Here is a 14424-nt window from a genome sequence, read left to right as displayed (position 1 = left end):
TCGGTGACTCCGACGCCGTCGGTAACGCCGACGCCTTCGGTGACCCCGACTCCGTCGGCGACGCCCACGCCCTCGGTTACACCCACGTCCAGTCCTTCGGTGACTCCGACGCCGTCGGTAACGCCGACGCCTTCGGTGACCCCGACTCCGTCGGCGACGCCCACGCCCTCGGTTACACCCACGCCCAGCCCCTCGGCGACGCCCACGCCCTCGGCCACACCCACTGCCAGCCCCTCGGTCACTCCGACGCCGTCGGTAACGCCGACGCCTTCGGTGACCCCGACTCCGTCGGCGACGCCCACGCCCTCGGTTACACCCACGCCCAGCCCCTCGATCACTCCGACGCCGTCGGTAACGCCGACGCCTTCGGTGACTCCCACTCCGTCGGCGACGCCCACGACCAGCCCCACCGTGACCGCTACGCCGTCGGTAACGCCGACGCCTTCGATGACCCCGACTCCGTCGGCGACGCCCACGCCCTCGGTTACACCCACACCTTCGCCCAGCCCGACTTCCACGCCCAGCGTCACGCCCACGCCCTCGGCCACGCCTTCGGTGACTCCCACGCCGTCGATAACGCCGACGCCCTCGGCCACGCCCACTCCCAGCCCCTCGGTCACGCCCACGCCGGCAAATATGGTCTGCAAGCTTTCGCTCGACTATTCCACCTATCTCGGCGGAAGCGATACCGACACCGCCTGGGCTATCGCCGTCGATTCCGACCTCCGAGCGTATGTCGCCGGGCAGTCTTGGTCGGTCGATTTCCCTACCCTCAACGCCTATCAGCCGAACTTGCCGGGCTTCGGGAATATTGTCGTCAGCAAACTGTCCTCCAACGGGTCTTCCCTGATCTACTCCACCTACCTGGGTGGCAGCATCGTGGATGAAGTTCGGGGAATCGCCGTCGATTCCGAGGGGAGCGCCTATCTGGGCGGTTACACGATTTCGCACGACTTCCCCACGGTTAATCCTTATCAGGGCGCGCTGGCCGGCGGCTTCGGAGACTTCGACTATTTCGTAACCAAGCTGTCTTCGACCGGATCGGCTCTGCTCTACTCCACCTACCTGGGCGGAAGCGACCCCGAACAGGGCGGGGCTATAGCCGTGGACGGGGATTTGTGCGCCTACATCACGGGAATGACGTACTCGGCCGACTTTCCGACCCTGAACCCGTACCAGGGGGTTTTGCCCGGCTCCTCCTCCGTCACCGTCTCCAAGTTGTCGTCCTCCGGGTCCGCTCTTGTGTATTCGAGCTTCCTGGGAGGTTCGGCCGGCCAGGCATCCTACGGCGTGGCCGTGGACGGCACCGGGCATGCCTGCATCGTCGGCGAAACCGACTCCGGAGATTTCCCCACCGTCAATCCTTACCAGGCGTCGTTTAACGCCGATACCGAGCTCGACGCCTTTGTCTCCCAGTTTTCCTCGGACGGTTCCGGACTCGTTTTTTCGACCTACTTGGGCGGTTCCGGTTTCGACAGCGGCAGGGCGATCGCCTTGGACGCGGGCGGAGCGGTTTGCGTGGCGGGCTCCACCGATTCCGATGATTTCCCCACGGCCAACGCTTTCCAGCCCGCCCGGGCCGGAGATTATGACGCCTGGGTGGCGAAGCTTTCCTCGTCCGGTTCGGCGCTTCTCCTGGGCACCTATCTCGGTTCTTCCGCCGCCGACGAAGGCTACGGGGTCACCGTCGACGGCGAGGGGAGAATTTACGCGGTTGGGGAAACCAGCGCTTCCGATTTCCCGCTGGAGAGGCCTTACCGCTCGGTACTGGAAGGGATCGAGGCGTTTGTGACCTGCTTCGACTCCTCCGGTGCCGGGCTCTTCTATTCCACCTTCCTGGGAGGCAGCGGCGACGATTACGGCAGAACGGTTGCCGTCGATGACGAACAATCCGCGTACGTCGCCGGGTTTACCGATTCGACCGATTTTCCCGCCGTCGACGCCTTCCAGCCGGATTACGCCGGCGCCGGCGATATATTCGTCGGGAAGTTATCCCTATCCTGCTACCTGACCACCCCGACTCCGTCGGCGACCCCTACGCCTTCCGTCACCCCCACTCCCAGTACGACTCCATCCCTCACCCCCACCCCCACGCCCAGCCCCACTCCACCCCCGACGGCGACCCCGCCGGAGACCCCGACTCCCGCGCCCACGGCTTCTGCCACTCCTCCCCCCCCGGCGACGCCGCCCTTCCTGGTCCTGGCGTCCGGGGACTATACCGGCGACGGATGCGCCGATGTCGCCGTTTTCCGCCCTGACCAGGGCAAGTGGCTGGTCCGCGGTCTGGGAGGCGCCTGGTTCGGCCGGGAGGGGGATATACCCGTCCCCGGGGACTACGACGGCAACGGCGTCACCGACATCGGCGTTTACCGTCCCGCCAGCGGGCTCTGGGCGGTCAAAAACCTGACTCGCTTTTTCCTCTCCTCCGGGCTGGTCCCGGCTCCCGCCGACTACGACGGGGACGGTCGGGTGGATGGGGGCGCGTTCCGTCCCTCCGACGGTCGCTGGCTGGTCCGCAACCTCACCCAGGCCTGGTACGGCCAAACCGGCGACCTCCCGGTACCGGCGGATTACGACGGCGACGGGTCCGACGACATCGCGGTCTGGCGGCCGGGCAGCGGGGGCTGGCTGGTCAGGGGGCTGACCCGGGCCTGGTACGGGCTCTCCGGCGACATCCCCGTACCCGGTTATTACGTCTGGGACGGGAAGCCGGTCCGGGCGCGGTTCGCGGTCTACCGTCCCGCCCGGGGGAAATGGCTGGTTCGGGACGAGGCGGCCTTCTGCTACGGATCCCTCAACGACATCCCCGTGCCCGGGGCGTTCGGAGGGGGTGTGCTCGATTTGCCCGCGGTCTTCCGCCATGGGAAGGGGCTCTGGTTCATCCGGGGCCTCACCCGCGCCTACTTCGGGCTGGAAGGGGACTACCCCGTAACCCGTTGACGGGTTTTTCCCCGGGAAGAACCGGACCCTCCCCGCCCCGGCGCGGGGAAAACCGTAGTCCCTATCGGCTTGACTCCAAGGCCCGGATACGGGCTTCCAACTCCCGGTTCTGGGCGTCGAGCTCCTTGATCGCCTCGATGACGTAGGCGTTGAAGTCGTGGGGAAAGGTGACGGCCTTGACCGCGTCTCCCGCGGGCAGCAGGTCCCGGTCTCTTCCCCGCGGTTCGATTTCTTCGACCCACTCCGGGAATACGGCTTCCAGTTCCTGGGCGATGACCCCGGCGCGCCCGCCCTCGGCGTGCTCTTCCGGGTTGATCCACTCGAAGGTTACGCCCCGTAGCCGGCAGATCTGCGCCAGCGCCTCTCTCCCGTCGAGCGCCGTGATGTTTTTTTTCAGCCTTTCGTCGCAGGAGTCTGACCAGGTGCCCCCGCCGGGCTTACCCGCGGTGCCGTTGACCTCGAGCGTGTAGTTGGTGAGGCCGCCGGTGAGGATCCCGACCTTCCCTCCCCCGTTCCGGGTAAGCGTGACCATTTCCGTGAGGGCTCCGGCCCCGTCCCCGACGGCCAGGCCCAGGTCTTCGTCTTCCTTGAGGTAGACCAGGGCTCGGGACTGGGTGTCCCCGGGCCGGTACATGGACAGGCCGGATTTACTGCCGGCGGGGCTCTCCAGCCGCAGGATGGCCGAGACGCTGTCCTTGATGTGGAGCATGTTGGTGGGGGAGGCGGTCCCGATTCCGACCCGGCCGCTGGTGTCGATGACCATGTTCGCGGTCAGGTTGTTCCCGATGACGACCGGGATGTTCTCGGCGGTGACCAGGTCGAACTCGTTGTCTCCCGAGGGGCCGATCCAGGTGCTGGAGCTTCCTCGGCGGAGCCGGAGCTGGGCGGCTCCCCCGGCCTGGGCCTCCACCCGGATGAGGAAGTTGCCGTCCCCGTTTCCGATGTGAAGGGCGTCGGCCGGGTTGCCCTGCATGATACCCGCCCAGCCCTCGAACCAGATGTTGCCTGAGGATCTGTAGTTCCAGGGGCTGCCCGCCGCGCCCAGGGGCAGGTCTCCGGACGAGCCGTAGTAGGCCCGGGTGATGCCCCGGACCGACCACTTGCCGGTGACGGAGTCCCAGACGGCGACATCGTCTTTCCCGTCGCCGTTGTAGTCCCCCGCCATGGGGGTTTTGCCGGCCCCGTAATAGACCCGGGTATACCCCCTGACGCTCCATTTCCCTGATGTTGGGGAAAATACCGCGATATCGTCGGTTCCGTCGCCGTTGAAGTCGGCTCCGTCGGCGCCCCGGCCGAGGGCGAGAGCGGCTACAATCATCAACCAAACCGGATATTTCATTTTCGACCTCCCGCCGGTGCCCTTCACAGCGTTCCCGCCCGGCCTTCGAGCGCGTCCAACCGCGCCCGGAGAGCGCGGTTGCGCGCCCTGAGTTCCTTGAGCGCTTCGATCAGGTAAGCGTCGAAGTCCTGGGGAAAGGAAACGGATTCGGCGCCCCCGGGGGTCAGAACCTCGTCTTTCCCCCCCGCCTCGACGGTAACGACCCAGGCGGGGAAGACCCGATCGAGGTTTTGCGCCAGCACCCCGGCCCTGACTCCCGGTTGGTGCTCGAGGGGGTTTATCCACTCGTAGGTTACCCCGTTGAGGCGGCCGAATTTTTCCAGGGCGGCGGTTCCGGAGAGGGAGCGGACCTTCCGCTTCAGCCTGGCGTCGCAGGCCGCCGTCCACGTTCCCCCGCCCGGTTTCCCGGCGCTCCCGTCGACTTCGAGCGTGTAGCTGATGGAAATCGGGTCGCCGATCCCGACCCGCTGGTCGGGGCCGATCCGCAGCGGTTCGGTGTTCTGGCCCGCGCCGTCGCCGACGCTGAACTCCAGCTCGCCCAGGGAGTAGGTGAGCCATATCCCTCCCCGGGTGCCGGCTTCTCCCGTTCTGGTCAGGCTCAGCCCCTGGGTGCCCCCCCCGGCGTCCTGCCCTTCCAGGCGCACGAGCGTGTCCGAGCTTCCCTTGATATGGAGCCTGCCGGCGGGGGAGGCGGTCCCGATTCCGACCCGGCCGCTGGTGTCGATGACCATGTTCGCGGTCAGGTTGTTCCCGATGACGACCGGGATGTTCTCGGCGGTGACCAGGTCGAACTCGTTGTCTCCCGAGGGGCCGATCCAGGTGCTGGAGCTTCCTCGGCGGAGCCGGAGCTGGGCGGCTCCCCCGGCCTGGGCCTCCACCCGGATGAGGAAGTTGCCGTCCCCGTTTCCGATGTGAAGGGCGTCGGCCGGGTTGCCCTGCATGATACCCGCCCAGCCCTCGAACCAGATGTTGCCTGAGGATCTGTAGTTCCAGGGGCTGCCCGCCGCGCCCAGGGGCAGGTCTCCGGACGAGCCGTAGTAGGCCCGGGTGATGCCCCGGACCGACCACTTGCCGGTGACGGAGTCCCAGACGGCGACATCGTCTTTCCCGTCGCCGTTGTAGTCCCCCGCCATGGGGGTTTTGCCGGCCCCGTAATAGACCCGGGTATACCCCCTGACGCTCCATTTCCCTGATGTTGGGGAAAATACCGCGATATCGTCGGTTCCGTCGCCGTTGAAGTCGGTCTGGTGCCCGCTCCCTCCGAAGGGAGTAGGGGCGGGCCCGATGGGGGTGGGAGGCGCCGGGGTGGGCGCGGCCGGAGCGTACCGGCAGAAGAAAAGCAGTGCGGCAGCCGGAGCCAGGACCCGAAAAATCTGCATCGCCGATGCCCTCCGGTTCCGGTTGGGGTTCATACAGAGCGTATAAAATAATTTTAAAACTTTGAAAGAATTTATCAAGGGATATTGTTACTGTCCCGGTCCCTCCCTCTTGCAAATGCCGGTATTGAGGGGCCAGCCACGGCGTCGCGGTCCGGGAACCGCTCTGGCCGATTTCGCGGCCGGGGCGAGTCCGTCAACCGTTTTGGGGCGCTCAAGACCGGGGACGTTCAGGGGTTGTTCAGCGGGCGCCCATCCTCATCCCGGTTGGCCGACCAGTCGTACTCGAGGATGGTTTCCCAGCCCTGGTGGACCTTGGCGAACATCCACCAGCCGCTGAACATGTTCAGCAGCGCCCCCACCGAAAAGTCGCCGACCCCCGCCGGCTCGTCGTTGGTCTCGTCGAAACGGATTTCCCCCTGCCGGAAATAGGGGTGGGTGAAATTGGTGATCAGCTCGTTGATCCCGTCGAACGTTTCCGGATCGTCGAACTCCCGGGCCGCGGCCAGGGCCAGGAAGATGTTGACGGCGGTTTCGCCGAGCATCCCCGGCGCGGCCGCGCCCGGGTTGACCAGGGCTCCGGCGGCGTCCTTCTCCGGGACTTCCAGCATGAAGGAGCCGATGCCGAGGGGGAGGCCCTTGATGTAGCGTTCCCGGATCTGACGGTAGATGTTTCCGGAGAAACCGGGTTCCCAGGACCGCATATTCATGGCCACGAAAATATTGGCGAACCCCGAAAGGTCTTTGTCCGCCTGCTGGGGCCCGTAGGGGTGGTAGCGGCGGTAGACCATTCCGGTTTCTGGGTCGGTCATCTCCTCCCGCAGGAAGCGCATGTAGTTGTTCCGGTATTCTTCCCCGATGAGGACGCCGTGTTTCTGATCCTTGCCGTAGACCTTGTCGTACAGGGCCAGGCCGACGCACCCCATGGAGTTGCACTGGGGGAACCAGTGGTTGGGCTCGCAGCAGACCCCGCCCACGTAACCCTGGCCGACGGGCAGCGCCAGGTTTTTCTTCTGGGTTTCGTACAGGTCTCTGGCCACGGCCGTCATCTCCGGGCCGAAGGTGTCTTTATCCCCGGAAACCAGGGCGTAAAGGCCCTCGGCGATGAGCAGCGGCCCTTTCCACATCACGTTGTCCCGCATCGGATCGCCCCAGGCCTGGTTGACGGCGTAATCCTTCCAGCAGGCCGGGCTTCTCAGCATCTGAATGCCTTCCCGGAGCACGAAGGCCGCTTCCGCCGTACGCCCCGGTTCGACCATGGCGATCGACGCCGCCGCCCAGAGCCGGGGGATCAACCCGTACATCCAGACGACTCCCTGCAGCGCTTCCGGCCAGCCGTAGTCCGGGTCGGAGGCGAATGCGCCATAGACCCGCTGGAGTTCGACGGGGTTGTTCCGGTTTTTCGCCACCCACTGTTTCATCATAGTCAGGTCGTAGGGCGAGGGGACGGGGAGGGGAAAGACGGGGTTCTGCGAATAGGAGATCACGTCGATGGTGCCCAGGGTTTGGTTCCAGTGCCCGGCCACGTCGAGCGTGAGCCGGTGCCGGGCGAACTGCTGCGAATAATCCTCGGCCGCGGCGAAGGGTTTCTGTTTGAGCACGAACTGGAACACGACGAAAGCGGCGGCGAAAAGCACCATGAGGACGACCAGGGACCAGGTCAAAAAGCGCTTCATGACGGCACCCCCAGCGGTTGGCAGGCACGGTTCGCTCGGGAGTATTCCCGGAGTTCGTTTCCGGAATCCCGGCGGCTTTCCCATCCCCGGGCATCGCGGCCGGGGTTGTTCACCGGGAAGGCGGCGGCGGCGAAGAAGTTGCGAGGAGGGCGGCAGCCGTATTACCTCCCCGTGCTCTTGGATGCCCGGATGATACGTCCCCCGCCGTCTCCGGACCAGGGAAAACGCCGAAAAACCCCGGGCCCGGTTTTGCCGCCGGCTTCGGACGAGTTTCGGAGGCTTACCGGGCGGGAAGACAGAATTCGGGGATCCGGCGCTTCTGACCGAAGCCGAAGGCGGACTTCAGGTCGCGCAGGGATTTCCCGGCGGCGCCGGCCAGGATCTTCCGCGCCCGGTAGACGTCGGAGCCCAGTTCTTTCGGCGCCGCCGCCTGCAGGTCTTTGAGGGTGGAGTCGATGCGTCCGGCGGCGTCCCGGGAGAGGGGCACTTCCTTGTCTCCGTAACCCCCGGCAAAATAGATTTCCGCGATTTTTCTCAGGATCCCCTCGGTTTCGACCATTCCCTTCCAGAGGCGGGGGTTTTCCGCTGCCAGCCGGGCGAGCGTCGCGGCTTGCCGGTAAAGCGCCTCCGTCAGGAAGATCCCGTCTTTCGAATACGCGAGGATTTCGTCTCGGAACCGGTACCGGGACTTCTCGTCGGCGAAGAACCCTTTCTTCCCCGCCCCCCCGAAGAGAATCGTGGCCAGTTCCGTCCAGGGCTCGATGGTGACGCGGAGGGACGGGTCTCCGTAGACGGTCATGCAGTAGCAGTTCTTGGTCCCGGCGTTGCCGGGATCTCCGTCGAGGGCCTCGGCGTAGTATTCGGCGATGGCGGCGGCAAAGGCGTCGCCGACCGGGAGCCGGGCGCTGAGCAGTTGTTCGGCCATGTAGACCGACCAGCCCTGCATCCCCCCGTCTTCCGGTTCGTCCCAGCCCAGGACCTTCTGCGCGGAAACGTCGGACCCGACGAAGTTGACCGCGAAGGAATCCATGAAGGCGGCGGCCAACGCCTCCGGGTCGGTCGAACCGTTGTGACAGGAAGCGGCGACGATGACGGGGGCGTCGGGGTTGTTTTCCACCGGCGACCCGGCGGCCAGGTCGCCGGGGTCGGCGGTGTCGACGAAGGGGGTGTGGCAGTCGGTTTGGATTTCCCCCAGGTATTCCTGGTTGAGGCGCCGGTAGGCGGCGTCGGTTCCTCCGTGGGCTTGCCAGATGACCGTGCCGTAGCCGAAGCTTTCCAGTTCGGCGTACATGGCGCCCGCATCCAGGTCCCCGTCCGCCTCGGCGATGTTGGGAGAAGGGTCGGTCCAGGCGTTGCCGGGGTCGTAGAGCCGGAGCGAGGAAAAGGAGGTGCCGTCGATATAATGGTCGTAGATGTATTCCTGGGGGGCCGAACCGCAGTCCAGCACGGTGCCGTCGGGTTCGATTTCGAGGAAGGCCCCGGCTTGGAGAACCCGGTAGCGCCAGCCCTGGTCGAGGGCGCCGTCGTACATGTTTTCCTGGTGGGCGATGATTCTTTCCAGGATGGCCGGGAGGGTTTCCTCCTTGTAGATGATCCTGCCCACGCTTGCCTCGGCCTCGAAATCGACGCCGCCGGGACCGACATCGCTGTCGTATTCGGCGTAGACGCCGTCGCCGTCCAGATCCCAATCGCCGTCCAGGTCGGCGTAGTACCAGTCCGTGGGGACTTCCAGGCCGGGATAGATCTCCGCCACCTTCATGGGTACGTCCTCGGCGTCGGCGATGATCAGGAGATAGTCGATGCCGGTGGCCCCCCAGGATTCTTCACCGGTGATCAGGTAGTTCCGCACCTGGTCGGCTGTCTCCGCCCCCGGCGATCCCGCCCAGTCCGACTCGGTCTTGACGAGCACCTCGTAGCCCTGCGTCTCCTTGTGGACGACGAAATCGTCGATGGCGGCGTGGCATTCGTTGTAGGCGGCGTTGGTGGTGAGGATGACGTAGTGTTCGCCCCCTCGGGCGGCGCCGGAGAAGAATGCCAGTCCGGCGGCGGCGATCATTAAACTGATGCTTCTCATCGTTTCGCGGTCCTTATCCCGATCCCGCCGCCCCCCCGCCGGTCACGGAAGACCGTTCCCGGCGGGCGGGCGCGCGATTTTGTTTCCCGTTCCCCGGGGACGTTATTTCCTCAACGTGTAGGTGACGACCGCTTCCCGGCGGGGATAGACGGTCCTGAACATTTTACCCGGAACCTGGGCCTGTGTGACGAAGTGAAAGGTGTTGCAGCCGGCGGTCGTCAAGATCAGGTAGCGTCCGAAGAGGCCGTCGTTGGCCTTGCCGTCGCCGTGTTTGCCGTCGTCGTAGAGAGCGACTTTGACCGGAGCGGGATCCTGCCCTTCCCGGTCCAGGGGACCTGTCCAGGTGACCGCCGCCGACTTTACTGTTCGCACCGGCGTACCCTCGTTCAGCATCCGGCAGAGGAGCCGGACCCGCGTGGGATTCTTCCTTGTCGCCGCCGGCACCACTTCCGCCCGATAATCGATGTCGCCGTCGCCCAGCACCACCAGCTCGACCTCGGCGGTTTTGCCCGGGAATTCCAGGCCGGGCGCCATCGTTATCCGCCAGGTCCCTTCCGCCTGCAGATAGGGGCAGACATCGAGGTCCACGTGCCAGATCGTGTACCCGTCGCCGTCGACCTGGCGCACTCCTTTCAGCCCTTTCTTCAGTTGGACCTTGTTCGGAGAGACGACGGTCATCTGGGCGAGGTAGGGTTTCCGGGTTCCCCACATGAGGATGAACTTGAGCTTCCGGCAGGTGCGGTCCACCGAGATCGTGGTGGAGGGCATCTGTTCCCGGCTGACGATGTAGGAGGGGTCGAGGAGGGTCTCCAGGTCCATGGCCGCCCGGGCGACTTCCACGAACCGCTTGGAGAGCGAGGTGGTGTCCAGCGCGACCTGGGCGAAGGTCCCACCGCTGGCTTCGGCCATCTCCTCGAGGACGTCGGGGGTGATGTCGGCCCCGAAGCCGGTCGAGTGGATTTCGATCCCGTCGGTAACCATGCCCGGGTAGACTTCATCGGCCCACGGGGCCAGATTCTCGTTTCCGTCGGTGAAGAAGTGGACGATCTGCCGGGGGTTGGGGTTTGGTTCCGAAGTGAGCTGGTCCTCGCACTCCTCCAGGGCCAGTCCGTAGCAGGTCGCGGTGCCGCAATCGCCACCGGTGACGATGTCGTCGACGGCGTCGTGGTAATCGGAAAGGTTGAGCGTGGTCAGCTCGTCCAGGACCACGTCGGGGACGAACGGTTCCACGAACTTGCCGAACCGCACGACGCTCATCCGGTGCCCTTCGTCCGGTTCGATGAGGTCGATGAAGAGGTCCGCGGCCATCGTCGCCGCGTCGATTTTGGTGGTGACCCCGTCGTTGCAGAGGAGGTTCATCGAGTTGCTGCGGTCGACCGCGACCACGATGTCCGTGTGCCGGTCGGGCTCGATCCCTTTTTCGGCCAGCCGGGCCATGGCCTGCTGGAGGTACTGGTTGGCGATGTAGGGGTTGTCGATGACCAGGGTCTGTTCGTCGTTGCAGAGCATCCCGCTCTGGGACCAGTTCATCGAACCGCAGAGGACGGAGCCGTTCAGGGTATAGCGGCTGTCGTCGAGCGCGTCCACGATGGCCACCTTGTTGTGCATGGTCGGATCGGGGTCGGAAAAATCGGAATGGGCCAGGTGGACGTTGGCATAGGCGGAGTAGACGCTGAAGATGGCGTCGCTGAGGTCTCCGCCGAGGACGCCGTAGAGTTCGAATCCGGAAAGGCTCAGCAGGGGCGGAATGACGTTGTCCATGATATCTTCCGGACCGTCATAGCCGAAGAGGCCGCCGGAATCCGTGAACTGTTCGAGGTTGAGGATGAGGTTGTGCTGGGCCGGAGCGAGGAAGTCTTCCACCGTCTGGTACATGTCGTGGGCCCCGACGGAGGGGGAGAACCGGACCAGCCAATCGTAGCCGTCCACGCTGCAGTCGACGGCGGAGAGAGCGGGATCCTTGAACCGGTTGAAGGCGGAGGCGGAGGGATCCGGCTCCAGGCCCGAGCTTCCCCACATCTGGTTGAAGTGGTCGTAGAAGGCGTCGCAGACGTCCGCGTCGTCGGTCAGGATCTGGTCTTCGGCCATGGTGGTCATGCCGCTGGTCAGGTTTCCCGAGCCCACCCAGATCTTGGCCGAGGCGGTGCCCCCATCGACGAGGATGAACTTGGAGTGATGGGTGGTCTGCTTCTGGACCTCGTCGGTGTCCGTGAACCAATCTCCCTGCGCGTCGGAGGGGTCGGCCCGGTAGATCTCGACGTAGGCGAGGGAGGAGTAACTGGATTCTCCCGACTTGCCCACCGAGAGGGTGAGCTGCCCGTCGGTGACGTGGATGCGCTGGGCCTCGTAGTGGCCGTTGTCGGAATCGTACCCCCCGCAGACCGGCGATCCGTCGAACTCTCCGGCGCCGCAGCCCAGCCATTCCGTCCAGGAATGGCTGTAGAGAAAGATTTCCTGCCCTTCGCAGGTGACGAAGTTCTTGGAGTTGTAGTCGGATTCGCCGACCACGGCCAGCACGTAATAGAATCCGCTGGGAACGGCGATCGACCAGGTCTGGGTCCCGGAGGAATTGGAGCGGGCGTAACATTCGTCGAGGAGGAGGCTGTCGTATACGCCGCCGCTGTGCATGTAGGCGGCCTGGCTGCTCGCCCACCCGTAGCTGACGCCGTCGTCGTGGGGGCCGTACGTTTGCCCCCGGTCGATCAACCACCCGGCCGGTCCGGCCCCGGCGTCGTCTTGAAAATTCACCCTATAGACGAGGGCGGGGAGGTTGTTGTCGGCCACCGCGCATCCTCCGGCCTGGGCCAGGAGATAGCCTACTTGGTTGCGGCGGGCGCCGTCTCCGATGATCCGGACATCGATCCCGGAAGCGGCGGCGGCGGCCAGGGCGTTGGCGACGTCTTCCGAGGAGAACGTCATCGAAGCCACGTCGATCGAGGTGGTGGCGGAAGCTATATGGTTGGTTACCAGGGTGAGAAAATCGGCCTCGCCCTGGGCGTCGTTGTCCAGCCAGGCGTAACGGAGGTCTACCGACTGGTTGAAGTATACGTCGGTCGCCGCTCCGCCTAGGGGGGGAGCCCCCAGCAATGCCACCAGGGTGACAAACCCCGATATTCGGAACATATTCATGCCTCTCCTCCCGATCGGTAACGGGGATGCTTTCCCCTGATTCAAAAATAAAAACTTACACCAGTATTTTTTTTTGTCAAGAAACCCGATAAAATATTTATATAAAAACTCATTACTTATTGATATATAGTATCTTGTAACCTGTATCTTCAAATTATAGCCTGACATAAGCATGCAAAACGAAACCAGAAGAATTCATGGAGCTCCGCCGCCCGCTGCTTTTCGGAAACCGGGTTTGAGCCTACGGTTAGGGGCTTTTCCCGTCGGGCGGTGCCGAGGGATCGGGAAGACGGGGAAGAAAGGCGGGCCAGTCAGCCGTCCAGCGCTTGACGCAGTTTTCCGGCCATGTATGAGCCCAGCAGTTTCTGGACTTTGATGTAGATCTCCGGCGCCGCCAGGCGCAACCGTTCCAGGGCGTCCTTGTCCCAGCAGCGATAGCGCGCTCGGCCGACGGCGCGGGCGTCGACGCCGGGGGAAGAGGAACCGAAGACGGCGCTCGCATCCGCGATGAAATCTCCCGGGCCGATCCCGGCGACTTCCCGGCCGTCGCGGAAGATCGCGACCGCCCCCTCGGTTATGAAAAACAGCGTTCCCTCCGGCCGGGCATGCTCCAGCAGGGCCCGGTTCGTCGCTTCTCCGTCGCGGCCCATGAACCACAGGTAGAGAAACTCCCTCCTCCTCATCACAGCGAACGCCGAAAGATAGATCGCTTCCAGGACCGGGGAGAGCGCGATCGGTCGGCGCTTCCGGAAGATCCGACAGGTTTGGACCAGGTTGACCGCTACGAAACCGGCGTTCCACACCGTCATGGAGAAGTTGTCGGCGAAAAGCGCGTAGCCGATGAAGGAAAGTTGGGAAAGCACCAGGAGCAGCCTCATCCACAGGGCGTCGCGGGCGACGAAGGCCGCCAGCATCAGGAGATAGGCCGCGTTCAGGAGAACGTCGTTCATGGCGGTTGGGTCGGTGACGGATCTCCGCGCCTCCGCCAGCCGCGGCGGGTTCCACATCGGAGAGAAACCTCGCCGACCCGGGATCGGCGGATTATTCGATCTCGACCGCCGCCGCGCTTTGCCAGAGCCCGTGGATGTTGCAGTAGGAAGCGGCCAGAATCGTCCCGGGCTTGTTGGTCTTGAAGCTGAGGCCGACCGCGTGGTCGGTGTAGATCGTGCTGGTATTAGGCCCCTCGGGGGAAGCGCCGTGAGCGCAGAATTCGGCCTTCCCGATCTGAACGGGGAACTTCCCTCCCTCCGGGAGGAAATAGACGTCGATCCAGCGGATGTGGTGTTCGGTGGTGTTGGGATGGGCGATTTCCTTGCCCACGCTGACCTTGACCTCGAAGGGTTCGCCGGGGGTTGCCCGGCGGGGAGCTTCGATGACGGGGACGTGTTTCTCCGATTTCCAATCTGCGCTCTGGTAGAGGTTCTTCAACTCGTTCATGGTTCCGCTCCTTCCGGGAGTTCTTTTCCCGGTTCCGATTTCGGTTCGGCCGCTCGACCGCGCTTTTTCAAGGTCAGGGCTATCCTGCGGTTGAGGAGTTCCGTCGAGAACGGCTTGATCATGCAGGAGTCGATCCCGCACAGCTTCATGAGCCGGCCGTGTTCGACCCTGGTGTAGTAACCGGTCATGGCGATTACGGGAACCTCCCCGGTCGCCGGCCTGTTCCGCATTTCCTCCACCACCTGGAATCCGTTCAGCCCCCGCATTTTCAGATCCACCACCACCAGGTCCGGCCGCAGTCTCAGCATCGCCCCGAGAGCTTTGTTGCCGTCTGAAAAAGCTTCCACCCGGTGGCCTTCCAAGCGGAGGGATTCCCGGAGTTCGTCCAGAAAATCCTCGTCGTCGTCGATGATGAATATCGTTGCCGGGTTCATAGCGATCGCGCGAGTCGGG

Annotated in this window: 10 protein-coding genes; 1 reads left to right on the top strand and 9 read right to left on the bottom strand. The window is 64.5% G+C overall.

Features of this window, described 5'->3' with window-relative positions; genetic code table 11:
- Positions 1–476, bottom strand: a 476-nt coding sequence (locus PLZ73_09450; protein ID HOO78099.1) for a hypothetical protein, incomplete at its 3' end; no start/stop codon positions are given.
- On the opposite strand from PLZ73_09450, the gene PLZ73_09445 reads away from it, so the two are divergent.
- Positions 448–2940 (top strand): SBBP repeat-containing protein, encoded by a 2493-nt coding sequence (locus PLZ73_09445; GenBank protein ID HOO78098.1) that lies wholly within the window; start codon positions 448–450, stop codon positions 2938–2940. The two genes, PLZ73_09450 and PLZ73_09445, sit on opposite strands and share 29 nt — an antisense overlap.
- Positions 2941–3001: 61 nt before the next feature.
- Here PLZ73_09445 and PLZ73_09440 read toward each other — a convergent pair whose 3' ends face one another.
- From PLZ73_09440 to PLZ73_09405, 8 genes are all read right to left on the bottom strand, one after another.
- Positions 3002–4279: a tail fiber domain-containing protein gene (locus PLZ73_09440; GenBank protein ID HOO78097.1), complete on the bottom strand. Its 1278-nt coding sequence runs from the start codon at positions 4277–4279 to the stop codon at positions 3002–3004.
- A gap of 23 nt (positions 4280–4302) precedes the next feature.
- Positions 4303–5658: a tail fiber domain-containing protein gene (locus tag PLZ73_09435; protein ID HOO78096.1), complete on the bottom strand. Its 1356-nt coding sequence runs from the start codon at positions 5656–5658 to the stop codon at positions 4303–4305.
- Between the two features lie 227 nt (positions 5659–5885).
- Positions 5886–7331, bottom strand: coding sequence for a hypothetical protein (locus tag PLZ73_09430; GenBank protein ID HOO78095.1), 1446 nt, complete (start codon positions 7329–7331; stop codon positions 5886–5888).
- A 280-nt stretch (positions 7332–7611) separates the two neighbouring features.
- Entirely contained in the window at positions 7612–9405 is a 1794-nt protein-coding gene (locus PLZ73_09425; protein ID HOO78094.1) for a C25 family cysteine peptidase, read from the bottom strand.
- A gap of 102 nt (positions 9406–9507) precedes the next feature.
- Positions 9508–12534, bottom strand: coding sequence for a phospholipase D-like domain-containing protein (locus PLZ73_09420; protein HOO78093.1), 3027 nt, complete (start codon positions 12532–12534; stop codon positions 9508–9510).
- Between the two features lie 311 nt (positions 12535–12845).
- Complete coding sequence (locus PLZ73_09415) at positions 12846–13541, bottom strand: cyclic nucleotide-binding domain-containing protein (protein HOO78092.1); 696 nt, start codon at positions 13539–13541, stop codon at positions 12846–12848.
- 34 nt (positions 13542–13575) lie between these two features.
- Positions 13576–13971 carry a class II SORL domain-containing protein gene (locus PLZ73_09410; GenBank protein HOO78091.1) on the bottom strand — a complete coding sequence of 132 codons (396 nt, stop codon included), beginning with the start codon at positions 13969–13971 and terminating at the stop codon, positions 13576–13578.
- Entirely contained in the window at positions 13968–14405 is a 438-nt protein-coding gene (locus PLZ73_09405) for a response regulator (protein ID HOO78090.1), read from the bottom strand. Before PLZ73_09405 ends, PLZ73_09410 begins: the two co-directional genes overlap by 4 nt.
- Positions 14406–14424: the final 19 nt, after the last annotated feature.

This window comes from bacterium (assembly GCA_035380285.1).
Taxonomy (GTDB): domain Bacteria; phylum Auribacterota; class Erginobacteria; order Erginobacterales; family DAOSXE01; genus DAOSXE01.
Note: the sequence above shows the minus strand (reverse complement) of the source record. Positions and strands in the feature narration are given on the sequence as shown.